Genomic DNA, 23,819 nt, shown 5'->3' with positions numbered 1-23,819 from the left:
GAACAGATTTTCCGGAGTTAACAATGAACGACATTAACCAACGTAATTTTTTAGAATTAGGTAGTATCAGGCATATTCAAAGTGAGCAAGAAGCACTTGATATTGCAAAAGAGGTGGCGGATCAACTGAATCAATTTGCTCGAGACCCCAGTTATAACAAGACCGTACCTTATGAACAAGCTCGCTTAATTTCAGAAGCTGGTTTAACTGCGATTATTGTACCCAAGCAATTTGGGGGCTTAGGCGCCAGTATTTCAACTTTGGTCAATGTGGTGAAAATTATTTCATCCGCAGATGGTGGTGTAGGGCAGTTATTACAGATTCACTTCACCATGTTCCGAGGCGTTTTAACGGGCTATGATGATGAAATTCGTGATCAGTTACTGGTTGATATCTTAAGCGGAAAGCGTTTGGGTAATGCACTTGCAGAAGTGGGTGGTAAAGATAAATTTCAGCATAAGACACGTGTAGAGCGAAATTCAGAAGGACAATTAATTTTAAATGGCAGTAAGTTTTATTCTACGGGTTCTTTACTTGCAGAATGGATTTCTTTATTTGCCGGTAGTGATGATGGACCTGTCTCGATTTTAATTCATCGTGATACGCATGGAGTGGAGTTGCTCGATGACTGGGATGCGATGGGACAAAATAATAGTGTCAGTGGCACTGTTAATTTTAAAGATGTGATTGTTGATGAACGTTATGTTGCTAAGCGAAATACGGGTGGTTTAGGCACTGTTTTACGTACTGGACTCACTTGGCCTCAGATTTTACATGCTGCAATGGACACAGGAATTGCTAAAGGAGCCCTACAAGGCGGGATTGATTATTTACAACATCATGCTCGACCTTGGGTAGAAAGTGGCGTCGACTCGCCTACGCATGAATCTCATATCATCAAACAGATTGGTGAGTTCGCTGTTTTAGTGCGTTCAGCTGAGGCATTATTGGATCGTTCAGCACAGATTTTTGAACAGCATTTGGCAAATGTAGAGGATGAAGATTTACAAACTGAACTGATTTTATCGGTTGCTGCTACCCGTAGTCAGTCTGATCATGCATCTTTAAAAATTTCGAGTGAAATTTTTGGATTACTTGGGGCAAGTTCAACTTTATCGAAATGGAACCTAGACCGCTTCTGGCGAAATGCACGAACTCACACCACGCATGATCCAATTCGCTGGAGGCTATATCATGTTGGAAATTATTATTTAAATAATATTCCACCAGGAGAATACAACTCCGTACTTCTAAAGAAGCAGGCGGAAAATGTGACTAAATTTTCTAAGTAAAATGAATTCAATAAAAAAAGGTTGTCATCATGACAACCTTTTTAATTTTAAAGTATTAAGCCACTTGAGTTTGAATAGAAATATCCTGTGCAAGCCATTCACGAACATTAATTTGTGCAGGAATAAAGTTCCAGCGATAGAGAAAATCACTCAAGTCTTGTAAAGCAATAATAGAGATTTCATCAAAGTTAGTGTTCAGTTTCAGATGTGCATCCGCACCGTATGCCGCATGAACCCATTGCTCACTACTATTACATTCTTTTGCTAGATAACGATGGGTTTCATCGGCGTTTTCATGTGCCCATTGTTCTGCTTGTAAAACAGCATCAACAATTGATTGGGCTTGCTCTGGATATTGCTTTAGAAAATCTTCATCAACAGTGAGTGTTCTTGGTGTTCCATTATTGGAGCGTAGAATAGGTTCTGGATGTGAGCCAATATCAATAATGGTATGCAGGGCGAAATCATGGGCAATCTGCGCAGCATGTGCACCTTTTAGAAAAATGGCATCCACATCACCTTTAATTAATGCCACGATCTCTGCACTTGCGTTGATTTTGTTGCGATTACCATAAAAGCTAGAATCATTTTCTTCTGGCTGTTGTTGCTGTGCTGTTAAAATATCTGCTCGTAAACAGTCAACTAATTCAAGATCGCTTACCTTTAAATCTACTGTCTTTAAGGCATTCTCTAAACCACGAATCGCCTGTGCACGCGAGAAATCAATAATTGCATCCTGATTTAATGGAATTCCAAAACGTTTGCCTTTTAGGTCTGCAACAGTTTTGATGTTTGAATCATAGCGTGTTAACAATAATTGAACTTCATCAGCCCAAGATAATCCAATCACTTTAGTTTTTTGACCAGATGCATATGCCCAGATTGCAGGAATACTGCCACCGTGTCGAACTGAATTGGCAAGTGTATGGTTAAAATGAGAGTTGCGAATATCTTTGGAATTTGATTCTCGAATTGATTTTATTTCAATCTGCTGCTCATTAAACTTTTCTTTGAGCCAACCTTTTTGAATTGAAATGCCTAGGCCTGTTGGTACAGGGCAGCGCGTGTACCAAAGTGTGTTTAATGATTGAGTTTGAAGTGTTGTCATCATGACATCCTTTTGTGATTTTTATGCTTTAAAGCAAAATTGATGCCATTTATTAAGTTGTTGATATTTATTGGTTATTTGTAATATCGTTTTTTATGATGTTGATATATCAAATTTTGTTGCGATTACAACAGAACCATTGCGCCAGTGTTTTAAAATCAACATCACTATAAATAGTCATCTATAAAAATAATATAAAACAATGGGTTAAAATATTTTTTCAGGTCATTAATTTGGCATGAATCTCGCACTAATACAAAATCTCAAATTTTTTTCTATCTTTTATGTTTAAAAATTATCCATTATTGCGAAGTTTGGCTTTGTATCGATTTATGCCATTTCGTTTCTTATTGACGGCGACCTTATTTGTTATTGCAAATATAGGGTTAGCAATGCGTCATTACAAGATTCGATTCCATTTGCTAAAAAGGTGATTGCAGGAGAGAAAATTCAGGCTATTTGTAAACCTGACTTACAATAAACGATGAAATAAAGATTTTCTCACTGAAGAAAATCTTTATTTTAAAAAGCCGCTCTTCAAAGATATTGCAGAGCGGCTTTATGCTTTAAATGTTTAAGCGATGCGCTTTAATCTTTTGGCAGCCTCTTCACGTACAGCAGGGATGATATAGCGGCCATAATCGACCGTGTCATAGATTGGATCGTAGCCACGATTTAAAAAGGTGGTAACGCCTAAATCTACATAATCGAGTAATGCCGCAATAATGGTATCTGGTGTACCAACCAAGGCAGTGGTATCACCATAAGCTCCTACAGCAGTTGCAGTGGGCATCCATAAGGCACGATCATGTCGATCACCTTGTTGGGCTGCTGCCAATAAGCGTTGTGAACCAATTCCTTTGATTTTGTGCCCTGACAATGTGCCGTTATTCTGAAAAGTTGGATTGTTCTGAATATCAGCAAGTATCTGTTCTGCACGCTGCCAAGCAAGTTCTTCGGTTGGGCCAATAATAAGGCGTACGGATAAGCTAACAGGTGGCTGCGGTTTATTGGCGTGTTCTGCTGCGAGCTTTAATTTAGTAATTTGATCTTTTACACCAGCCAGTGGTTCCCCCCAAAGTGAATACAGGTCTGCATGGCGGACTGCAATATCATAAGCAATATCGGATGAGCCACCGAATGAAATCGGGATTGTCCCGTTGACTGGCTTTAACGGGCAAAAAGCGTTTTCTAGCTTAAAGTACTTACCTTCATAACTAATAGGTTGATCGCTTTTCCAGAGTTTCTTGATGATATCTAGATATTCCCCGGTCCGTTCATAACGTTGAATTTTATCAACAATATAATCACCTTCTTGAGGCTCAGCCGTAATTCCTGTAATTGCATGTAAACGGATTCTTCCACCACCTGTCGTATGGTCAAGTGTCGCAAAAGAACGTGCAGCCAGATTTGGTGTTACAAGCGCGGGACGATGGGCAATCATAAACCCGAGTTGCTCAGTATGCTGTGCGAGATAAGCTGCAATTTGTGTACTATCTGGGCTGCTTGGTCCACTAGCAATTAAAACTTTATCGAAACCAGCATATTCATGTGCCCGTGCATGATAACGTAGATAGTCGAGGTCTATTTTATGACCAATACGTGTACCTTTGGTTTCTGACCATTGATTAGGAAAAACCATACCAACGAATTCGATGCTCATTATTAAACCTATTTTATGGATTTTTAACCAATGAGCAAAATAAATGCCAAGTTTAAACTGATATAAAATAAGCGATTAGGGAATGGTATTTTAATCAGGTGTCTAAATTTGATCAGAAGCATTCGTATTCTGCTTAAAAAACAACATTTCATAAATTGAGAATTATATTCTTAATAAAGTTATAAGGTTGATTTTTAGAGTGATGAATATTTAAATCATGGATTGAATATCTGTAATTATTATTTATCAGTTTTGTAATTGAATTGTACTATTCTATTTTAATATCATCCTAATCTATTTAAAGGATTAATTATGAAATCCTATTTGGATAATGATTATAAAGTAATTACTTTGCCAGATAACGGGGTACCTGTAAAACCAATTCGAGCAAAAGCAATTATTTTCTCAGATCAAAACTCTCGTAAATTGTTAAATCAAGTTGAAACTATTGCACCAAGCTCTGCTAGCGTTATCATTCAAGGTGAGTCAGGTACAGGTAAAGAGTTGATTGCACGTGAAATTCATTTGAAAAGTGATCGTAAAAACAAACCTTTTCTTGCTGTGAACTGTGGTGCTCTGGTTGAAACATTAGCTGAGTCTGAGTTATTCGGCTATGAGGCAGGTGCCTTTACCGGAGCAAATAAGACACGTGCTGGTATTTTCGAAACAGCAGATGGTGGTACTTTGTTTTTGGACGAAGTGGGTGAGTTGCCACTATCTCTACAAGTCAAGCTATTACGGGTATTGCAAGAAAAAGAAGTGATGCGCGTAGGTGGCCGTAAACCAATTCCAATCGACGTACGTATTCTGTCTGGTACGCATGTAGATTTGCGTAAGGCTGTGGCAGAAAACAAGTTTAGGCTCGATTTATACTACCGTTTGAATGTCGTGGTACTGAATATTTTGCCATTACGGGAACGTAAAGGCGATATTTTACCTTTAGTCGATTTTTTCTTAAATTCGTATTCTCAGAAGCTGATTACCACCAAGCCAAATATTAGTGATCGGGCAAGAAATGCGCTCCTCAATTATAGTTGGCCAGGGAACATTCGTGAGTTGGAAAACAATATTCATTATGCTTTACTGATGAGCAGTGGTAAAACGATTGATATTGAACATCTGCGTTTTTCAGAAGAAGGTGGATCAGCAGCATTACCTGATAGTGATTTAATTCAGGAGTTTGAAGATATCCTGAAGCGTTTATTTCAGGAATATGATGGGGAAGCTTGGCATATTATTGAAGATAAGATTGTGAATACAGCATTTTCAAGTTGCTGGAATAATCAGGTCAAGACTGCAAAAATGTTAGGCCTTTCGCGCAATGTTTTGCGTAACCTTTTGTCTCGTTATAATTTATTACCCAATAAGAATGAAAATGAAATTGCATAGAAAAAATATTCTATTCTAAGAACATCCATCTTTGACCTATGGATGTTCTTTTTTTATTGTTGTTAATTTAGTGATCCATAAACCTAATTCAAATAACAGCCACATAGGGACAGCAAGAGCAAGCATACTGAACACATCTGGAGGGGTAATGAACATTGCAATAAAAAAGAAGAACACAATGATGTGTTTGCGATGTTGTTCTAATTGTTGAATAGATAGAATTCCAATAAAAATAAGAATATAAGTTAATACTGGGATTTGAAATGCCAGACCAAAAGCAAGAAAAAGCTTTAAACAGAAATCCAGATAGCTATTGATATCCGTCATCGGTAATACATTTTCAGGAGAAGCCAATATAAAGAACTTTAAGGCCAAGGGTAAGATCAGGCCATAAGCAAACAAGAGGCCGAGATAAAATAAAAAAATACTGGAAAGTGCTAGAGCGACACCAAATCTTTTCTCGTTTTGGTAGAGTGCAGGTGCAACAAATTGCCAAAACTGATACAGGATAAAGGGAATACTCACTAGAATTGCCAGATAAATGTTGAGTTTGAACGGAGCTAAAAATGTACCCATGACATCCGTTGCAATCATGGTTGAGTTAACAGGTAACAATGAGATTAAAGGTCGAGCAAGAACATGGTAGTTTTGTTGGGCAAGCGGGAGAAGCACTAAAAAAATGGTAACAACCGCACCAATGCTATAGATCAAACGCTTTCTTAACTCTTTCAGGTGTTCGCTATATTTCATTTCAGTGAGGTTTTCACTGACGAGATGTTCAGTCATGCGGCTTGATCCTCATTGAATTTATTTACTGTTTTAAAATGAGTTAAAAATGGCGTCCTTAACTTGTCATGTGATTGGATATAGACATAATCCGTGGTGTATGTTGCTTTGGTTCTTTGTTCCAAAGAAACAGTGGATTGTACATTTTCAATTTCTTGTTGCATGAGCGTGAGTTGTTGTTTGAGCTGTTCTTCATTTTGTTTTATTTTTTGCAGCTCTTCTTGCATGATTCTTTTTAGTTCAATCAATTCCAGTTCATTTTCTAGATCATTCTGGATTTTATTGAGGTGGTTTTTAATTGCTCTATATTTGAATAGTACCATTCTTAATGTTTGAGGAAGCTTTTCAGGCCCTAAAATGATGAGGGCAATAATGCCAAAAGCAAATAGTTCCCCAAAACTGATATTAAACATGGCAATATATCACTTATAACTTGGTCTGCTTCTCGCTATTTGATTCTAACGAATTAATATCTTTGTATTGTTGATTCTGTATTAATTTTGGATCATCAGGATTAACAGAGTCTTTAAAGTCTTTAATTGCACCACCCAAATATTTTCCTAGGTTTTTTAGCTTTGAAGTGCCAAATAATAAAATAACGATAACGGCAAATAATAGAATATGCCAAATTGATAAACCCATGCTAAAACTCCTGAATAATATATAATAAAGACTATTAATATCACGACATCGTCTGTTTTCTAAATCATATTAATATCGATCAATATTCGATTTAATTATGCGGTATGGTCCAGTAGATGAAGTGCTTGATTACGAAAATTGAATAAGCTTTCACTATCTTTATGTCTTGGATGGGCTAAAGGAATAGGTATAATTTCCTTGATTTTCCCTGGTCGAGCTGACATCACAATCACACGATCTCCAAGATATACGGCTTCTTCAATATCGTGCGTCACAAGAATCATGGTGATTTTTTCATGTTGCCAGATACGTTGCAGTTCAGCCTGTAAATGACTCCGGGTCATGGCATCCAATGCACCAAACGGTTCATCTAAAAGTAAAATATCAGGTTTATTGACTAACCCACGTGCAATGGCAACCCGCTGTGCCATACCACCAGACAATTCGTGAGGGTATGCATTCTCGAATCCAGTAAGTCCAACAATTTCGATATGCTCTTTCACACGTGCATTTTTTTCTGAACGGCTTAACCCTGTTTCTTCCAGCGCCAAATGGATGTTTTCGGAAACGGTGAGCCAAGGCAGTAAGCGATGCTCCTGAAAAATTAAGCCTCGTTTTAAATCTGTCCCTTGGATAGGAATTTTATTGAGTAAAATTTCACCTTGATAGTCTGAGTCTAGTCCTGCAATTAGACGGAGTAGCGTCGATTTTCCACAACCACTGCTGCCGACAATGGAGATAAATTCGCCTTGCTCAATGTCGAGATGAATACCGTCTAAAACAGTTAAGTTGTTCTGATCACGTTGGAATGATTTATTGAGTTTTTTAATCGAGAGTAAAGGAAAAGACATTTTGAAATCCTGATTGTATTTTTAAATTAGAGGCTACTAAGCTCGCCATTGCAGCAGACGTTTTGAAATGAAGTGGATACATGTGGTCATAAAAATACCGCTCATGGTGACGGTCATTGCGCACACCAATAGGATGTCCATTTCAGCATTAATTTCAGCTTTCATCATGAGATTGCCCAAGCCTGCGCCTGCATTGAATAGCAATTCACTTGCTGTGGTGGTGATCCAGGTAAAAGGGACCGCTAAATTTAACCCCGTTAAAATATGTGGCAAGGCTTGTGGCAAGCGGATTCTTTTAAATTCACGCCAAAATGAAAACTGATACATTCGTGCGACTTCACTGTATTTTTCATCATAGTGGCTAAGTCCTTGAAAGGTATTAATGACCAAGGGGAAAAAAGAAGCCAGTGCGATAATAAAGATCTTGGCTTCTTCACCATTGCCAAACCATAAAGCAATTAATGGCGTTAAACCGAGGAGTGGAACTTGTCGGATACTGTTAAACAGTGGCGAAACGAGCGCATTAAAAACTTTTGAATAGGCGAGTAAGGCGCCTAAAATTAGTCCAGCTGTTGAACCAAATAAAAAGCCTAATCCCGCTTTCTTCAGACTACCCCATGTATTCACCCATAATTCACCTGTTTCTAGTAGTTGAAGAGAAGCAGAATAAATATTCTGTAAAGGGACAAAGGCATAGGCATGACTAGAGCCTAGTCCTGAGTTGTATTGCCATAACGCTAGTAATATTGCTGGAAGTACGAGACCTTGTAAAAGGACCACAGGCTGTTGTAATGCACCTTTTAAAGTAAGTGATAGTGACGACATTATTTCCCCCTTGAACTGAGAGCAGGTGATATAAAGCGTTGTTCGACCAAACGTAAAAGTTTATCGAGGCTAAAACCGATCATGCCTGTGATAAATACCCCGACCATCACCACATCTAGACGAAGCATTTGCCGTCCAAGCTCCATCATCTGACCAATACCAGTACCCGCTGCAAGTAATTCAACGGCAACTAAAATCAACCATGCTCGGCCTAATGCAATTCGCAGTCCACTGATCAAGGGGGGTAATGTAGAGGGGATGACGATGTACCTAAGCCACGCTCGCGTTTTAAGTTTGTAGATTTGACCGAGTTCAATATATTGTTTAGGAATATTTTTCACTGCATCTGCTGTTGCCAAAGCAATTGGGAAAAAACAGGCTTTGATAATGAGTAAAATTTTAAACAGTTCACCAATCCCAAAAACGAGAATAAAAATAGGAATAAGAACAAAGATCGGAATCTGGTAAAGCAGATTAAATAAGATATAAGTGTAATTACGGAATGTGGTGATTGAACCATAGGCAATTCCAAAAGCAATGGCACTGAGTGCTGCAATAGAAAATCCAAAAAATAATCGAGCAAGACTATCCTTTAAGTGCAGTTGTAGTTCACCACTTTGCAATAAACTAATAAATGTATTCCAGACCGTTGCGGGTGGCACCAGAATTTGAGTTGGAAAAATTTGTAAAGAGCAAATAAATTGCCAAGTAAGTAAAGCCAATATAGGGGAAATCAGCGAGAGCAGCCCATACAACTGCTCAGCAGAAATTCTCCTCCATAGCGGAGGTCTAACCACAACGATATTCTTTTCAAGGGGAGGATTCACGAGCGTTTTCATCGCTTAGTCTCCCTGTTTCTTCTGCTGATCGTTTGCATGTAAATTTTGAATTGCTTGCTCGGCAAATTTTGGATTTAACAGCTCATCTGCTTTTAAAGGCGTTTGAATCAACTGGTTTTTCACAGCATGATCAATGACTTTGGCATAGTGTTGTTTAAGGAAATCAACTTTGTATTCAGGTGACCAATCCTGTTGCCATGTACTTGCACTATTTTGGCTTTCACGTTGAATCACAGACAAAGGTTGTCCAAACTTGGTTTGACTCTGCTGAAATTCATTTTGGTGTTGGGATATCCAGTTCATTGCCCTAACTGTTGCATCAGCAAGTAATTGAGTGGTCTCTGGATATTGTTCAATATAGTTTTTACGTCCCCATAATTCCGCACGCATTTTCCAGTCAGCAGGCAAGGATTGAGATGACCATATAATTTTACCGAGATGGCGGTCTTGTAAAGTTAGCGCATCACTTAAAGTAAAAAATGCATCCACACTTTTGGCAGATAAAGCTGCTGCACCTGCTTGAGGGTTTAGGTTAATAATTTGAAAGTCTTTGAGGTTTAAACCTTTGCTTTGTATCAGTTGGCCAAAATTGATTTCCCAAGGACGGCCACGATGTAAAGCAATTTTTTTACCTTTTAAGTCCTCAATACTTTTTACCTGTGAATCAGGTGGCACAATCAGATAGACATTATTACCAATCCCCCCAGGCACAACAATTTGTGTTTTTACCCCAGTTGCATTTAGTACGACAGCTGGTAGGTTGCCATAAAAAGCAAAATCAATTTTATTGTTCAGGAAACTTTCATTGACTAAAGTCGCTACAGCAGCAGTTGTTACTGGCTCCCATTTCAACTCAATATGTTGTTGCTTTAAGGCCTTGAGAAAAATAGGGTCTTGAGAGATGAGTTGTGGTACGCCAATAAAGTCCAGACTACCTGATGTTCCATTTGCTACGACAGCAATACGCAACTGTTGCTGAGATGGTTTACTCTCAGATGCTTGTTCGTTTTGTTTTGCATCGCAAGCGACGAGTCCTAAAAGACTAAAACTTAAAAATAAGCTAGGAAGAATACGCATATCATCATAAGAATTAAAAAATATAGAGAAATAGAGCAAGAACTAAGCCAAAATAATTAATATATAAAAATCAATTATTTATTATTTTTTATACTGACTATTGTTTTTGAGTCAGTCATGTATGCTGTGAAACAGACATTTAAATGTATAGAAGTGTTGAAATTTCAACACTATGTTTTGGTATGTTTTTATAAAGTTTAAATAAAACAATAGTATATGTTAAAAAAATATCGAATGAAAAGCGGCATGATTTCTGCTCATGACATAGCTAACGAACACGATGTCGTGAAATTTTTAATTATTGAGAACTATTATGTCAGTTGAGTTTTTATGGAGAATTCCTGTTCATGGGGATGGTCGTCGAGCACATCAGTTACATACCCGTGGTGAATGGAATCAGTTAAATCCAGCAATTAATTCTCCACAACGCGTGGCACCGCAGCATGAAGATCAGTTGTTTGCCTACTATGATTATGTACAACAAGTGGCAAAAGCGGCTGATATTGTTGGTTTTCATGGCGCATTGATTCCCGCTTTTCCTCATACTGAAGAGCCTTGGGTGTTGGCTTCAGCATTAGCAAGGGAAACTAAACGACTTCGACTGTTGATTGCGATTCAGCCGTGGTTTATTCATCCAGCCTATGCCAGTCAAATGGCTGCCAGTTTACAGCGTTTAAGTCAGGGGCGAGTAGAGTGGAATGTCATTTCAGGTGGAGGCGGTGCGCAGCAACGTGCTTACGGTGATTTTATTGAACATGACCAGCGCTATGCACGGACCAACGAGTTTTTGGAGTTTGTAAAAGGTTATTCACATCATGCGCCATTTGACTATGATGGTAAGTTTTTTCATGTTGAGCAGGGTGGGTTGAGATACCCAATGAATCAATATGATGTACCTCGGTTATGGTTGGCTGGTGCGAGTGATGCCGCCTTACAAGTCGCAGGACGTCATGCCGATATTCACTTAACTTGGGGTGAACCTGTTGAGCAGCAGAAAAAAGTCATTGAACAGGCACGAGCATTTTTTGAACAAAACTCGCCTGATCGTAAAGTTAAATTTGGTATGCGTATTGATATATTGGCACGGCCTACACAAGAGCAAGCTTTTCAGGAGCTTAAACAGATGTATGAAACCATTGCTGTTGATGGTCATGCCTTTGAACGAAAAGATACTGAGTCGGTCGGTGCAAAACGTCAGCAGGCTTTGGCGCAGGGCAATCGTTTCGAAGACTTATTTGTAAGTCCGAACGTTTGGGCGGGTATGTCCAATGTACGTGGCGGACCTAACTGTATTTTAGTGGGTAGCTATGAACAGGTTGCAGAGCGTTTGCAAGAATATATTGATATTGGTGTTGGTCATTTCATTTTAGCCAGTAACCCTCATTTGGAAGAAGCCTATCGGGTAGCAGAAGAGGTCTTACCACTGGTTGGATATAAATTAAAATAATAAATTTAGATCCCTTTGATATATCAAAGGGATCTTGTTGTTTGAACAGCATAACACTGTCTGAAAACCAACATATTGAATATCGATTAATTAAAAAATAGTGATTAAAAATATAAAAATCAAATACTTGCTCTTTTGGCATGACTTGTGCAATTTTTTATTCAATATTTTATTTTTCGTTTAAAACCCTATGAGTGAACTAATATTTAACTCGCATAAACGGGCGTTGCTATTTGAACAATATGCACCTGAAGCTAGTTCAAACAACATAGCAGATCCGTTTACACGGCATTCCTTGGAGCTTACGCAACCTTCTCCACCACGCTTGAATAAAGTGTTGATTGCGATTATTGCAGTTGCTTCTGCGCATTTAGGAATTTGGTATATCGCAAAACACTTGCCTACACCTACTTTGGATATTCATAAGCCAGAACCCGTGGTGATTGAAATTGTAAAACCTGAAGAACCACCCAAAGTGATTGAACCTAAAATTCCTCCTGTAACAGAGAAACCTAAAATTCCACCGGTTGTGGAAAAGCCAAAACCAATAGTTAAACAGGTTGAACAACCCAAACCTGTACAGAAAGCGGTGGAGCAACCTAAAGCAGTCACTCAGCCTACGCCACAAAAAGTTGAAGAGGCTGTCGTGACCAAAGAGGTGGCTCCTGCACCTGTTCAGAAAGTGGTTGAACCTGTGAAGTCGGTCGATGACAACTTACCTGTGACGGAAGCGAAAGGATATGCCGGCTATCTGAGTAATCCTGCACCCGAATATCCAGAACAGGCACTCGAACGTGGTTGGGAGGGTTCTGTGATTTTAAGGGTCAAAGTATTAGCAAATGGTAGCCCTGATACGGTCAGTGTCAAGCAAAGTAGTGGCAAAAAACTTTTAGATAGCGCTGCTGTAAGAACAGTAAAGCAATGGAAATTTTCACCCGCTTTAAAAGGTAAAACCCCTGTAGAAGGTTGGGTCGATGTTCCAATTCATTATCAATTACCGAAATAAATTTAATTTTATAGATTAAGAGGATATTCACATGACTGACATTAATTCATTGATCCATGACGGCACTATCTGGTTATTGGTTGCTTTCTCTATTGTGACTTGGGCACTGGTTGTAATCAAAATCGTTCAGACTCAAAGAGCATCAAAACAAGATAAACGTTTCGTAGAGGCGTTTTGGAAAGCAAAAAATTTATCTGACGCCGTAACTAAATCTGAATCGGGGCAAGGACCAGCAGCACGTGTTGCAAATGCGGGGTTTAAAACACTGATAGAAGCAGATGAAAAAACACACCATGACTTGCAAAACAGTTGGAGCCGTCAGGACCTATTGGAACGTCACTTACGCAAACAAATTCTAACTGAACGTCGTCAATTGGAGAAAGGTTCAGCGCTATTGGCGTCTATTGGTAACAATGCACCCTTTATTGGTTTGTTTGGTACAGTATTCGGAATCATTCATGCATTACAGGCGATTGCCCATTCTGGTAATGCAAGTATGGATGTCGTTGCTGGACCGATTGGTGAAGCATTGATTGCAACAGGAATTGGTATCGCTGTTGCTGTACCTGCTGTGCTTGCTTATAACTACTTTGTACGTAAAGTTAAAGCGATTGGTGCAGACTTAGATGATTTTGCAACAGATTTTGTCAGTTTAAATCAAAAGGCTGGTTTTCAATTGCCGACTGCTAAAACCAAAAATACAGCAGAGAGTACGATTCTGAATGATGCTTCAACAAAAGAAGTGAAAGAGAAAGGAGTATTCGCATAATGGCAATTTCTACTTCTCAAGATGATGACGTGGTGAGTGAAATTAACATTACACCGTTGGTGGATGTGATGTTGGTTTTGCTGATTGTCTTTATCGTCACAGCACCTTTGCTGACCAATACGGTGAAAGTCAATTTACCTAAGGCCGCACCGACTCAATCCACTGATCAGAATAAAGCTGTCGTGATTAGTGTTAATCCACAGGGTGAGATTTTTTTGGATAAGGACAAAGTGTCACTTGCAAGTTTTGAACAAGAAATTCAGTCACGCAAGAATAGCAACCCGAAGCTGGCTTTGAACCTGAATGCGGATGAAACTGTTCCTTATGGGACAGTGGCAAAATTATTGGCAAGTATTGAACGAGTCGGCGTAGATAAATTATCGGTGATCACTGTTCCTCAATAATCCCAGCCACATCTTAAATAGCTGCTTCGGCAGCTTTTTTAATTTATTCTGCCAGCAGAATAAAAATCCCCTCATAAAGAGGGGAAGCAAAGTTAAACGGATGTACTCAACCCTTCCATAATTTCTCAAAACGCCACGTTGGAAAAATAGTATGTTCTGGGGCTAAGCCTCCAATATTTTTTGTGGCTGCATCTATGGTATGACTAAATCCCCAGATCAGCATTCCACCACGTTCATGTTGAATTTTCTGTGCTTGGGTCAAATACACTTTTCGCTTTGCTAAATCTGGTTCGGCAAGCGCCTTATAAAACAACTCACTATATTCAGGATCTTTAAAATTGATTTTATTGGTTGTTGAAATCGGTGCATCATTGACAACAGCAGTAGATAAATAGGGTGTACCGACATTGGTTGCGTTACTCGACAATTGCCATTTATTGCGGTCTGGTCCATTAAATGTTGCGGCATCGACTTGTTTGACTCGTATATTCACATTGGCATGTTTTGCTTGTTCTGCAAAGATCAGTGCAGGCTGGGCGCTGCCAGCAGGTGCAACAAGTTCAACATTTAAACCATCTTTAAAACCAGCTTGTGCCAATAATTTTTTTGCTTCCTCGATATTTTGCTGACGTTGGGGTAGGTTAAGAAAAGCAGGGTCCTGTGGTGAGTAGAGATCATTGGCAATACGTCCCTGACCATTTAACCCACGTTGTACAAGCTCCTCTCGATTGGCAATTAAACGAAATGCCTGACGGACTTTAGGATCATTAAAAGGGGCTTGTTGCGTATTAAAGTCAAAACCATTATGGGTATTCGTTTCAGAACGAATGGTTTGAATATGTTTCGCCTGCTCCAGAATTTTAATGTATTCAGGTGAAATGGCATTGGCGATATCAATTTGTCCTGCTAATAAGGCATTTAAACGCGAGACTTGATCTTTAAAATCAATCACCTCAAAACTGTCTGCATAAGGTTGATCCGCTTTAAAATAGTTTTCAAAACGGGTGAAGACAGAACGTTGACCAGGGATAAACTGTTTGACTTTATAAGGACCTGCACCGATTGGGTTATGGATTGGATCAAAGTCGGTAGGTACGATTCCACCAAAATTCACCCAAGTTTCAGGTAGCGCAACGAAACCAGCAATTGAATTGATAAAAGGAATACGAACGGTATATTCATCTAATTTTTGGATGCGATCCCGATCAATCCATTGCACCAGATTTCGAAACGGTGAAGCAAGCTTTGGGTCGGTTAAACGTTTTACTGAGAAAATCACATCATCAGCAGTAATTGTTTTACCGTGATGGAATTCTAGACCTTTACGTAGACGAATGGTCCATTCACTCGCATTATGATTTGGTTCCGCAAATTCAGCCAAGGCAAGACGTGGCAGCATATTTTCATCCCATTCCCATAGCTTGTTATATATGGCAAAACCTCGGGTAATTCCTGCGCTTGAAGTAGACAGATGTGGATCTAAACTGCCTGACTGTTGTCCACCAATTAGACCCAATCGAATCGTTCCACCATGTTTGGGAGTGAGTGAAGATGGGCTCTGTACTTCAGTACCCGTTTGTGGTGATTGATCGCAGCCAGACAAGCTCCCTATTAAAGATACACCACCTACTGCGGTAAGACTTTGTGCTAAAAACTTTCGACGTGACAATAGAATTGATCGAGTTGTCATTATAAATACTCATATTGGATAGTCATCTTTATGGACTTGCAGAATAAATGCCAATAATTTATTTATATTTATCAGTATCTTACTTGATTATGGTTTTTGTTTACTGTCTTTATTTCAACAAATCTGTTGAAAAAATAAACATTTATAAAGCTGATATCTAAATATATAAAAATTAAAAACTATTAAATCAATATCTTGGGTGTTGTTTTGAGGCTTTTTAATGATTGGCATAGGCCTTGCGTAACGTACTGTAAATTTACTTTACTGAGTATGATATGAAGCAGCCTTTTCAATTAAAACCTTTAGTGATTGCCTTAGCCTTTTCGGGGGCATCTTTACCCATACATGTGTTTGCCGAAGAAACCCAAAATACATCGGCAAATACTGAAAGTGATGTGATTACTTTGGCAGATGTCGTGGTGACTGGTGCAAATAAAAAACAAACTGTTGTTCCCAAACGTAAAGTGACTTCAATTTATGGAACGGATAGCTCTGTATTAGACACACCTCGTGTAGTGTCCCAAGTATCGGAACAACAATTTCGTGAGGATGTGATTCGTAGTGCAGATGATCTTGTTAAATATGCGCCAAGTATTACCCGAGGCGGGGGACAAAATGCCAATTTCGCACCGCAGATACGGGGGCAAAATTCAGAGGTCTTTCAAGATAGCCAACGAATTTATAGTACCCGTCATCCGACTAATTTAAATGCATATGAAGCGGCTGATATTGTTGCAGGGCCGACGGGAGTAATTTTTGCACCTACTTCGGGTTCAGGTGGATATATTAATTATCTCACTAAAAAACCTAACTTTAATAAAGCAGAAACAACGATTTCTGGCTCAGTTGGTTCAATCTATGCAGGAAAAGGTACAGAACCTAATTTTTCTGTCAGTATTGATCATACAGCCCCGATCTCTAAAGAACTTGCATTTCGTGTCAGTGCAACAGCCCAAAAAACTGATGATTATTATGACAATGTGAAAAATAATTTTAATGCATTCTATGGTGCATTAGCTTGGCGTCCAGATGATAGTCTACGTGTCGACTGGAATATAAGTTATGACGATTATTATGATTTTAACGTGACACATGGTTGGAATCGGGCAACACAACAATCTGTTGATAACCGTCAGTATTACAAAGGTAGGGCTACGCCAATTATTCAAAATGGTTCAGCTTTCTGGTCACCTGTATTTGAATCTGGAGATGCGAATTCAAAAGTGATTGGTTGGCAGAATCGACAAAAGAATGATAAAAACCAATATATTGCTGTAGGCCCAATTCAAACAACACCTTTACCTAATGCAACAGCAAATCAGGCTGGAACGATTCGAGGTTGGGTCTATGATCCATCTATACCTGGTAATGGATTGGTCAAACTAGACGATAATATTTCTGGTCGAAGTGAAGATAAAAATAGTGCCAAACGATTCAGCACCCAATTAAAATTAGTTAAAGATTTGAATACGCATTGGTCTGTTTCTAATAGTACGCTTTATCAAAACAGCAAAGATTTAGGTGATTCGGTTGGAAGTTTCTTTACTGATCTGGAACATGAGTTATTTGATAATCGCCTAGAATTCCTCGCAGATTATGATTTCGAGTTGTTTGGGCTTAAGGTGAATAATAAAGGCAGTACTGGAGGAGCATTTCGCCGTGAGGAATTTACTTCTTTAGCGGCAAATAATAGTTTTAATATTAACCCTTATGATCTGACCAATGATCCTTCTCAAAAAAATCCAGGGGATTTACTTGGGTTGTTCAATAATAACAGTTCAACAGGAGGTTGGATTGGACAGGCCGGTGTTCCTCAATATTCTCAGTACTTTGGTTATTTAAATCTACCAAGAATGTATCCAGTCGGTCATGGCTTATATGCTGAAAAAGGTGGTTTCCCTCCCAATGGTGGTGGTGCTGTTTATACAGGAACGGGGTCTTGGGATACGTGGAGTGTGTTTACTCAGCAGAACTTTACTTTTAATGATGTGTTTGGCATTAATCTTGGGATTAATCATAGTTCAATTAAAGCCAAACTGGAAAACCCGTTGGTCTTAGTGCCGACTGATGTCCGTTCAGATCGCAATAAGTATAGTTTGCTCAGTTATCAAGCCAGTACATTTATCAAGCCAACAGAAAAAACTACACTGTATTTTACCTATGATAAGAGCACTGCACTCAACACAGGTGTTTTTGGCCCATTTTTAATTTGGGGGGCAGGCAATCAACTGAATCCTTTAGCGTTTGACAGTCAAAGTGAATTAAAGGAATTAGGATTTAAATATGAACCGATCATTGATCAACTATTTCTCACATTAAGCGGATTTGAGCAGAAGCGAGATTTATCACCTGATACAAATGGGAATATGGCACGCTTTGAAGTCAAAGGGATTGAATCTTCACTACGCTGGCAGCTACAAAAAAATATTGCAATAGGTGGTAACTTAACCTATTTGAATGCTGAATATAGCTCAATTATTCCAGCAGGATTTTCTCCCTTTGGCTTCCATGCAGACAATGCGACTGTCTGGGGGGACAGTAATGGGTTAAACCAGCGTAAAGCAGGTCGTTATGATGCGGCGGGTATTCCAAAATACTCTGCCAGTGCATATGTGGATTATCAACATCAGTCAGGTTTTGGTGTAAATCTCTCAGGCTGGTGGACCAGTAACTGGTATACCAATTTAAGCCAGACGGTTAAAGTTCCAAATAACTATAATTTAGATTTGGGATTATATTATCGACAGCCACAATGGACTGTTGGCTTAAATATTCTGAATCTAAGCAATGAACGTAATTTTGTGAATGGTCTAGCTGGCGCAAATAGTGAATTCTTACAACCAATGCGTCCACTCACGGTGCAGGGACAATTTAGTTATAAATTTTAAATACATGAAATATTTTTAATTCTAAATAGCCATACAGTTGTATGGCTATTTTTTCTTTCATTTTTCAAAAAAAACAATGTTGGAATAACAACAACAACATAGGGGAAAATGTTTATCTATCAGCAAAATCTAATCATAAGTTTTACTTTTATTTTTTAAGATATTGAAATTTATAAAATAAATTAAGTAGCATAGAAGTTGCCAATATAAAAATAGATTTATTTAAATGGAGTCACCATGTTTAAGATCACAAAAATTAGGCAGAGTATTTTAACTGCTATGTGGGGAGTAACAGCGAGTGTTTCGACATTGGCTTTGGCAAATGAAGAGATCGATACAGGCATCACAGCTGAGCAACAGGCGCAGGTGGTCAATGCAAAAGATGTCAAAAAGTTAAGTGATGTGATTGTAACAGCACAATATCGAGCACAAAATATTCAAAAAGTTCCAACCGCGATTACGGCTGTTTCTGGTAAAGATTTGGCTGCCAAGGGCTCAACCTTTATTGGTGATGTCTTAACGTATACACCGAATGCAGCAGCGGAAAATCCAGATGGTGATAGTCGACCACGTTGGTATATCCGTGGTTTGGGTACAGGGGACGTTGCTGCATCGACTGTATTTCCTGTTGGAATCTATGCTGATGGTGTCTATTTGAATGCGCCCGTTGCAGGAGCTGGAGATCTATTCGATCTAGAGCGGATCGAGGTTTTACGTGGGCCACAGGGGACGCTCTACGGTAAAAATACTACAGCAGGTGCGGTTAATTATATTTCTAAAAGACCAACTTTCTCAGAAAAACCAAATGGCTATGCAACGATAGGTGTAGGTGATCATAACCTACGTACTTTCGAGGGGGCTGCCAATGGCAAAGTCTCAGACAATATTGCGGTACGGGGCGCTTTTTACTCTGAAGATCGTGATGGCTATGCAAAGAATTTAGCGAATGGCGAAGATTATGGCGATGTTGATAAGAAATCTTTCCGTTTCCAGATTTTAGGTAAAGTGAATGACCAATGGAATGCATTAGTTAACTTACATAGCCAGACCTACAATGGTTTAGGAAACAATGGTTCCTTAAGTATTGGGAAATATTGGGGCGTTTATGAAAGACCAGAAGGGCGTAATACCAATTTAGATTTAGATGAAAGTAATAAAATTCAGCATGATGGTGCTTCATTCACTTTAAATGGAGATTTAGGAGGAGGCCACAGCTTTACCTCAATCACGGCTTTTGACAAGACCACACAAAAGTCAATTTCAGATGGTGATTACACCCCTTATGACGTTGCACGAAGTTATAGCGATAATGAATGGCGTCAATATAGCCAAGAGTTTCGAATTTCATCCGATGCGAACAAACGTTTAAGTTGGATTGCAGGGTTACATTATTTTAACGAAGAATTAGATTCTACGGGTGTGAGTGCACGGGTCCAGAAAACTTTGCCAAATGGTGCTGCTGCACAGACGGCATCAACCCCTGCATTTAGAGACATTACTTATAATCAAGCTACACAAAGTTTTGCCGTATTTGGAAATAGTACCTATAAATTTACGGATAAATTTAAGGTGACTGGTGGATTACGCTGGACCAGTGAAGAAAAAGATATTGATCTCGACCTGACTCAGATTACAACAGGCGACTACACCAAAGGTAGTTGGTGGAAAAAAGATGGGTATAGCAATGCCGTCTATAATCCAACTCCAAATGCGAACGGTTCAACAAGCCGTAAGAAAACATGGAATGAGTTGACCTATGACATTACACCAGAATATGAAATTACACCTGATTTAAATACTTATTTTAGATTTGCACGTGGATTCCGTTCTGGTGGTTTTAATACAGGTTTATCCAGTAGCCTAACCCAACTTGCGGATGTTAACCCTGAATATTTAAACAGTTACGAGCTCGGTTTGAAATCTAGCTTACTGGATGGGGATTTAGTTGCAAATGCCAATATTTTCTATTACGACTATAAAGATATCCAGACCAATTTATTAGTTGCAACAGAGGGGCAAGGGGGCGGTGTTACTTCAGTTTTAGCCAATGGGCCAAAAGCAGAAGTGAAAGGTGCAGAATTAGAGCTGGATTATTTAGCCACTGAAAATTTACGTTTACGTTTTGCAGGGGCTTATTTAGATAGTGAATATACTGACTTCGTTGACAAGAACCCAGTAACCAATGTGGTCAATGCCGACAATACTGGGAACAGTTTAGTCCGCTCACCCAAATATACCATCGGTGTTGGTGGTGAATATACCTTCAATTTAAATGATGGTGCTCGTATCGTTGTAGGTACTGACGCAAGCTATCGTGACCGTGAATATTTCTTGGTGAATCGCCAAGACTATTCGGTTGATCCAATCCTAAGCCAAAAATCTTATACCTTGTGGAATGCCAATATTGGTTATCACAGCGCAAATAATAAATATCAGGTCAATACCTATGTTAAGAATTTGCTGAATGAAGAATATCAGGTACATGGTCGTCCAAATGGCCCAGCAGGACAATATGTTTTAACCTACGGAAACCCACGCCAAGTTGGTGTTTCTCTCACAGCCAAATTCTAACTGTTATACGGAGAACATCATGGGAATTGAATTTTTTACTCGCCTACCTTTGCATGGTGAAGCTGAATTTTTAGCAGGCGATCCTCGTAATCGTGGTGATTGGGCGCGCGTATCTGGCGTGGAAAATACTGGAGCAACATCCAACTATCAAGTGGGTGATGACTTTACTTATATTGACTATTTAGCACAGGTGGCACGCGCAGCAGAAATCAATGGTTTCGCAGGTGCTTTGATGGTCAATGCACCAACAGGAGAGGAACCTTGGACTGTTTGCTCGCTATTAGCCAGAGAAACCAAGCGACTGAATTTTGTGACGGCATTCCAACCTTATCACTTTAGTCCATACAATGCGGTACAGAGTGCTGCAACCTACCAACGTGCAACAGGCAATCGCTTGGTGTGGAATATTATTAATGGGGGATCCGAGGTGATTCAACGTCAGGTTGGAGATGCCACGCCTCATGATGACCGTTATATCCGCGCAACTGAGTTTCTCGATGTTGTAAAAGGTTATTGGTATAACGAATCATTCCATTACCAAGGCAAATATTATTCTGCTGAGGGCGGCGGATTAAAGTATCCACTCAATAAAGCTGAATTACCCATCATTTGTACAGCTGGTTCTTCTGAAGCTGCACGTGAGTTTGGCGCAAAGCACGCAGATTATTATTTAATGCGTGCTGAAAAACCAAGTGAGATTGCCGCATTGATTGCGGATGTACGTAAACGTGCTGCAAAGTATGGTCGTGACAATATTAAATTTGGTTTATCCATTGATACAATTGCTCGACGTAGCGAACAGGAAGCTTTGGCAGAGGCGCAACGCTATTTAGATGAAGCAGCAGAGAAGCAACGTTTGCATGCTTCAGCTGCTCATGCAGGACTCAGATCAGCGCGAGTACTCAGTTTTGAAAAAGAATATGCGGATAAAGATGGCAGCAAAAATGTGAATGATTTCTTCATTCATCCCAATGTTTGGTCTGGCTTTGGCTACATTGGTATCCCTCCAGGTGTTGCTTTGGTGGGTAGCTACCAACAAATTGTTGAACGCATTAAGGAATATAACAGTATTGGAATCGACTTGTTCTTCCTTGCCGGTTATCCGCATTTAGAAGAAGCTTATCGCTTAGGTGAACATGTTCTGCCACATTTTAAAAACCAACGTCAGGCATTACAGCGTATACCAGAAGAATCAAAGTATCGTATTGCCTAGAATCGTTCTCAATCCTATTCAACCAAGACTTTAACTAGAAGTCTTGGTTTGTTCCATATAAGTCAAAGTATTAATTTTTCTAAAGGCCAAGTCATGTCGTATTCAAATGATAAACCACTCAATATTGTCGCAGTTTCAGGTGGTCTTAACAGCCCATCAAAAACTGAAAGTTTGATTCAAACGATTTTGGATGAATTAGCGCAAGCAATAGAAATAAATGTGAGATTTGTAAAACTCAGTGAGATTGGTCCTTTATTGGGTGGTGCAATTTATCGGAGTCAGTTACCCAAACAAGTACAAGATGATTTGGCTGCTATTGAAGCGGCTGATGCCTTGATTGTTGGTACGCCAGTTTATCGTGCTTCTTTTACGGGGCTGTTTAAACACTTATTTGATTTTGTCGAGCAGACCGCTTTAGTGGATGTTCCAGTATTGCTTGCTGCGTCTGGTGGGAGTGATCGCCACGCTTTGGTACTTGAGCATCAACTTCGTCCTTTGTTCAGCTTTTTCCAAGCACAGACTTTACCTATAGGTGTGTATGCAACAGATCGTGACTTTACGTCTGAGTATACAGTCAAAAGTGAAGCATTGAACGACCGTATCTTACTTGCTGTTGCTCGAGCTTTACCAATTTTGCAATGGGCACCAGCGAAAGGATTGCGTGAGCAAAAGGTTAAGGCTAAATCAGAAAAGGCCAATCAGGACTTAAGTATCAATAAACAAGTTGAACAGGATTCTATACTGCCATCTGTTGAAGTACCGGATTTAGATGTTGCTGAGGCAAGACTACATCATAAAAAGACCATCGCTGTGTAGAGTGTTAAACTCAGTTCCATATATCCTAGGTAATAAAATTCAAGAGGGTCCATGTGTTCCCTCTAATTTATTGGGTTCAGAATTTTTAACCCATCAAAAAATGTACAAAAAGCTAATGGGGCAAGATTGGGTAAATTTGAGTTGTATAAAAATAAAATTTAAACAAAACAGAATGTTATTGATTTAGTTCAATTGACGCCATCTCCACCAAAATTCGTTATATAAAAAAGCCACTTTTTAAGTGGCTTTTTTATTGGACAGGCTTTTGACAGGTTCAGTCTGTTTATAATTTTTCTATTTTATTTTTATCGACATACATCCATTTTGCATAGCGTTTCATCATCATCTGCAAACTATGGCCCATCTGATTTGATACAAACACCGGATTCAGGCCATCCATCAACATCATCGTCGCATAAGTATGTCGACATTGTAAGCTGGGCGATGACGAATGCCACAAGCTTTCATTGCTGCAATTATTCTGTTACGTGGCGGTTTCACATTAAAAAATAGTTCGCCAGTCTCAGGGCAGATCATTACTAA

Annotated in this window: 20 protein-coding genes and 2 pseudogenes; 11 read left to right on the top strand and 11 right to left on the bottom strand. The window is 39.2% G+C overall.

Going from position 1 to position 23,819, the window contains the following annotated elements; translation table 11 throughout:
- The first annotated feature begins 23 nt into the window (after positions 1-23).
- Positions 24-1,292: an acyl-CoA dehydrogenase family protein gene (locus B2727_RS05265; protein ID WP_033133515.1), complete on the top strand. Its 1,269-nt coding sequence runs from the start codon at positions 24-26 to the stop codon at positions 1,290-1,292.
- A gap of 55 nt (positions 1,293-1,347) precedes the next feature.
- Here the strand turns inward: B2727_RS05265 and B2727_RS05260 are convergent, their stop codons facing one another.
- Complete coding sequence (locus B2727_RS05260; protein WP_033133516.1) at positions 1,348-2,400, bottom strand: ABC transporter substrate-binding protein; 1,053 nt, start codon at positions 2,398-2,400, stop codon at positions 1,348-1,350.
- A 284-nt stretch (positions 2,401-2,684) separates the two neighbouring features.
- Between B2727_RS05260 and B2727_RS05255 the strand changes: the two are divergent.
- Positions 2,685-2,810: pseudogene (locus B2727_RS05255) on the top strand (hypothetical protein); the annotation flags it as partial.
- A 164-nt stretch (positions 2,811-2,974) separates the two neighbouring features.
- Here the strand turns inward: B2727_RS05255 and B2727_RS05245 are convergent.
- Complete coding sequence (locus B2727_RS05245; protein WP_033133517.1) at positions 2,975-4,063, bottom strand: LLM class flavin-dependent oxidoreductase; 1,089 nt, start codon at positions 4,061-4,063, stop codon at positions 2,975-2,977.
- Positions 4,064-4,375: 312 nt separating this feature from the next.
- Between B2727_RS05245 and B2727_RS05240 the strand changes: the two genes are divergently transcribed.
- Entirely contained in the window at positions 4,376-5,452 is a 1,077-nt protein-coding gene (locus B2727_RS05240; RefSeq protein ID WP_004655042.1) for a sigma-54 interaction domain-containing protein, read from the top strand.
- A gap of 36 nt (positions 5,453-5,488) precedes the next feature.
- On the opposite strand, the gene tatC is transcribed toward B2727_RS05240, so the two are convergent.
- The 7 genes from tatC to B2727_RS05205 form a co-directional block, all read right to left on the bottom strand.
- Positions 5,489-6,238, bottom strand: coding sequence for a twin-arginine translocase subunit TatC (gene tatC, locus B2727_RS05235; RefSeq protein ID WP_033133518.1), 750 nt, complete (start codon positions 6,236-6,238; stop codon positions 5,489-5,491).
- Positions 6,235-6,651 (bottom strand): Sec-independent protein translocase protein TatB, encoded by a 417-nt coding sequence (tatB, locus tag B2727_RS05230; protein WP_033133519.1) that lies wholly within the window; start codon positions 6,649-6,651, stop codon positions 6,235-6,237. The genes tatC and tatB overlap by 4 nt, the downstream gene beginning before the upstream one ends.
- Before the next feature lie 13 nt (positions 6,652-6,664).
- A complete protein-coding gene (locus B2727_RS05225; protein WP_033133520.1) occupies positions 6,665-6,880 on the bottom strand; it encodes a Sec-independent protein translocase subunit TatA in 216 nt (71 codons plus the stop codon).
- 95 nt (positions 6,881-6,975) lie between these two features.
- Complete coding sequence (locus B2727_RS05220; RefSeq protein ID WP_033133521.1) at positions 6,976-7,731, bottom strand: ABC transporter ATP-binding protein; 756 nt, start codon at positions 7,729-7,731, stop codon at positions 6,976-6,978.
- 36 nt (positions 7,732-7,767) lie between these two features.
- Positions 7,768-8,556: an ABC transporter permease gene (locus B2727_RS05215; RefSeq protein ID WP_033133522.1), complete on the bottom strand. Its 789-nt coding sequence runs from the start codon at positions 8,554-8,556 to the stop codon at positions 7,768-7,770.
- Positions 8,556-9,395: an ABC transporter permease gene (locus tag B2727_RS05210; protein ID WP_033133523.1), complete on the bottom strand. Its 840-nt coding sequence runs from the start codon at positions 9,393-9,395 to the stop codon at positions 8,556-8,558. Before B2727_RS05210 ends, B2727_RS05215 begins: the two co-directional genes overlap by 1 nt.
- A 3-nt stretch (positions 9,396-9,398) precedes the next feature.
- Positions 9,399-10,472 (bottom strand): ABC transporter substrate-binding protein, encoded by a 1,074-nt coding sequence (locus tag B2727_RS05205; RefSeq protein ID WP_033133524.1) that lies wholly within the window; start codon positions 10,470-10,472, stop codon positions 9,399-9,401.
- 313 nt (positions 10,473-10,785) lie between these two features.
- Between B2727_RS05205 and B2727_RS05200 the strand changes: the two genes are divergently transcribed.
- From B2727_RS05200 to B2727_RS05185, 4 genes are all read left to right on the top strand, one after another.
- Complete coding sequence (locus tag B2727_RS05200; protein ID WP_033133525.1) at positions 10,786-11,919, top strand: LLM class flavin-dependent oxidoreductase; 1,134 nt, start codon at positions 10,786-10,788, stop codon at positions 11,917-11,919.
- Between the two features lie 190 nt (positions 11,920-12,109).
- Positions 12,110-12,925: an energy transducer TonB gene (locus B2727_RS05195; protein WP_005205334.1), complete on the top strand. Its 816-nt coding sequence runs from the start codon at positions 12,110-12,112 to the stop codon at positions 12,923-12,925.
- 31 nt (positions 12,926-12,956) lie between these two features.
- Complete coding sequence (locus B2727_RS05190; RefSeq protein WP_004660922.1) at positions 12,957-13,694, top strand: MotA/TolQ/ExbB proton channel family protein; 738 nt, start codon at positions 12,957-12,959, stop codon at positions 13,692-13,694.
- A complete protein-coding gene (locus B2727_RS05185; protein ID WP_004655022.1) occupies positions 13,694-14,098 on the top strand; it encodes an ExbD/TolR family protein in 405 nt (134 codons plus the stop codon). Before B2727_RS05190 ends, B2727_RS05185 begins: the two co-directional genes overlap by 1 nt.
- Positions 14,099-14,204: 106 nt before the next feature.
- On the opposite strand, the gene B2727_RS05180 is transcribed toward B2727_RS05185, so the two are convergent.
- Positions 14,205-15,788 carry an ABC transporter substrate-binding protein gene (locus tag B2727_RS05180; protein WP_033133526.1) on the bottom strand — a complete coding sequence of 528 codons (1,584 nt, stop codon included), beginning with the start codon at positions 15,786-15,788 and terminating at the stop codon, positions 14,205-14,207.
- A gap of 275 nt (positions 15,789-16,063) precedes the next feature.
- On the opposite strand from B2727_RS05180, the gene B2727_RS05175 reads away from it, so the two are divergent.
- The 4 genes from B2727_RS05175 (at position 16,064) to msuE (ending at position 23,276) form a co-directional block, all read left to right on the top strand.
- Entirely contained in the window at positions 16,064-18,676 is a 2,613-nt protein-coding gene (locus B2727_RS05175) for a TonB-dependent receptor (protein ID WP_033133527.1), read from the top strand.
- A 237-nt stretch (positions 18,677-18,913) separates the two neighbouring features.
- Positions 18,914-21,247 (top strand): TonB-dependent receptor, encoded by a 2,334-nt coding sequence (locus B2727_RS05170; protein WP_033133528.1) that lies wholly within the window; start codon positions 18,914-18,916, stop codon positions 21,245-21,247.
- Positions 21,248-21,266: 19 nt separating this feature from the next.
- Positions 21,267-22,460, top strand: coding sequence for an LLM class flavin-dependent oxidoreductase (locus B2727_RS05165; RefSeq protein WP_033133529.1), 1,194 nt, complete (start codon positions 21,267-21,269; stop codon positions 22,458-22,460).
- A 93-nt stretch (positions 22,461-22,553) separates the two neighbouring features.
- Positions 22,554-23,276 (top strand): FMN reductase, encoded by a 723-nt coding sequence (gene msuE, locus B2727_RS05160; RefSeq protein ID WP_033133530.1) that lies wholly within the window; start codon positions 22,554-22,556, stop codon positions 23,274-23,276.
- Between the two features lie 283 nt (positions 23,277-23,559).
- On the opposite strand, the pseudogene B2727_RS05155 reads toward msuE, so the two are convergent.
- Positions 23,560-23,816, bottom strand: a pseudogene (locus B2727_RS05155) (site-specific integrase); the annotation flags it as partial.
- Positions 23,817-23,819 lie beyond the last annotated feature (3 nt).

This window comes from Acinetobacter sp. UBA991, from assembly GCF_002292065.1.
In the GTDB taxonomy this organism is placed as follows: Bacteria; Pseudomonadota; Gammaproteobacteria; order Pseudomonadales; family Moraxellaceae; genus Acinetobacter; species Acinetobacter higginsii.
This window is presented reverse-complemented; position numbering and strand designations above follow the sequence as displayed.

Coding starts and splice junctions, on each gene's coding strand:
- B2727_RS05265 (WP_033133515.1), top strand. CDS start 24: ATGAACGACATTAACCAACGTAATTTTTTAGAATTAGGTAGTATCAGG.
- B2727_RS05260 (WP_033133516.1), bottom strand. CDS start 2,400: ATGACAACACTTCAAACTCAATCATTAAACACACTTTGGTACACGCGC.
- B2727_RS05245 (WP_033133517.1), bottom strand. CDS start 4,063: ATGAGCATCGAATTCGTTGGTATGGTTTTTCCTAATCAATGGTCAGAA.
- B2727_RS05240 (WP_004655042.1), top strand. CDS start 4,376: ATGAAATCCTATTTGGATAATGATTATAAAGTAATTACTTTGCCAGAT.
- tatC (WP_033133518.1), bottom strand. CDS start 6,238: ATGACTGAACATCTCGTCAGTGAAAACCTCACTGAAATGAAATATAGC.
- tatB (WP_033133519.1), bottom strand. CDS start 6,651: ATGTTTAATATCAGTTTTGGGGAACTATTTGCTTTTGGCATTATTGCC.
- B2727_RS05225 (WP_033133520.1), bottom strand. CDS start 6,880: ATGGGTTTATCAATTTGGCATATTCTATTATTTGCCGTTATCGTTATT.
- B2727_RS05220 (WP_033133521.1), bottom strand. CDS start 7,731: ATGTCTTTTCCTTTACTCTCGATTAAAAAACTCAATAAATCATTCCAA.
- B2727_RS05215 (WP_033133522.1), bottom strand. CDS start 8,556: ATGTCGTCACTATCACTTACTTTAAAAGGTGCATTACAACAGCCTGTG.
- B2727_RS05210 (WP_033133523.1), bottom strand. CDS start 9,395: ATGAAAACGCTCGTGAATCCTCCCCTTGAAAAGAATATCGTTGTGGTT.
- B2727_RS05205 (WP_033133524.1), bottom strand. CDS start 10,472: ATGCGTATTCTTCCTAGCTTATTTTTAAGTTTTAGTCTTTTAGGACTC.
- B2727_RS05200 (WP_033133525.1), top strand. CDS start 10,786: ATGTCAGTTGAGTTTTTATGGAGAATTCCTGTTCATGGGGATGGTCGT.
- B2727_RS05195 (WP_005205334.1), top strand. CDS start 12,110: ATGAGTGAACTAATATTTAACTCGCATAAACGGGCGTTGCTATTTGAA.
- B2727_RS05190 (WP_004660922.1), top strand. CDS start 12,957: ATGACTGACATTAATTCATTGATCCATGACGGCACTATCTGGTTATTG.
- B2727_RS05185 (WP_004655022.1), top strand. CDS start 13,694: ATGGCAATTTCTACTTCTCAAGATGATGACGTGGTGAGTGAAATTAAC.
- B2727_RS05180 (WP_033133526.1), bottom strand. CDS start 15,788: ATGACAACTCGATCAATTCTATTGTCACGTCGAAAGTTTTTAGCACAA.
- B2727_RS05175 (WP_033133527.1), top strand. CDS start 16,064: ATGAAGCAGCCTTTTCAATTAAAACCTTTAGTGATTGCCTTAGCCTTT.
- B2727_RS05170 (WP_033133528.1), top strand. CDS start 18,914: ATGTTTAAGATCACAAAAATTAGGCAGAGTATTTTAACTGCTATGTGG.
- B2727_RS05165 (WP_033133529.1), top strand. CDS start 21,267: ATGGGAATTGAATTTTTTACTCGCCTACCTTTGCATGGTGAAGCTGAA.
- msuE (WP_033133530.1), top strand. CDS start 22,554: ATGTCGTATTCAAATGATAAACCACTCAATATTGTCGCAGTTTCAGGT.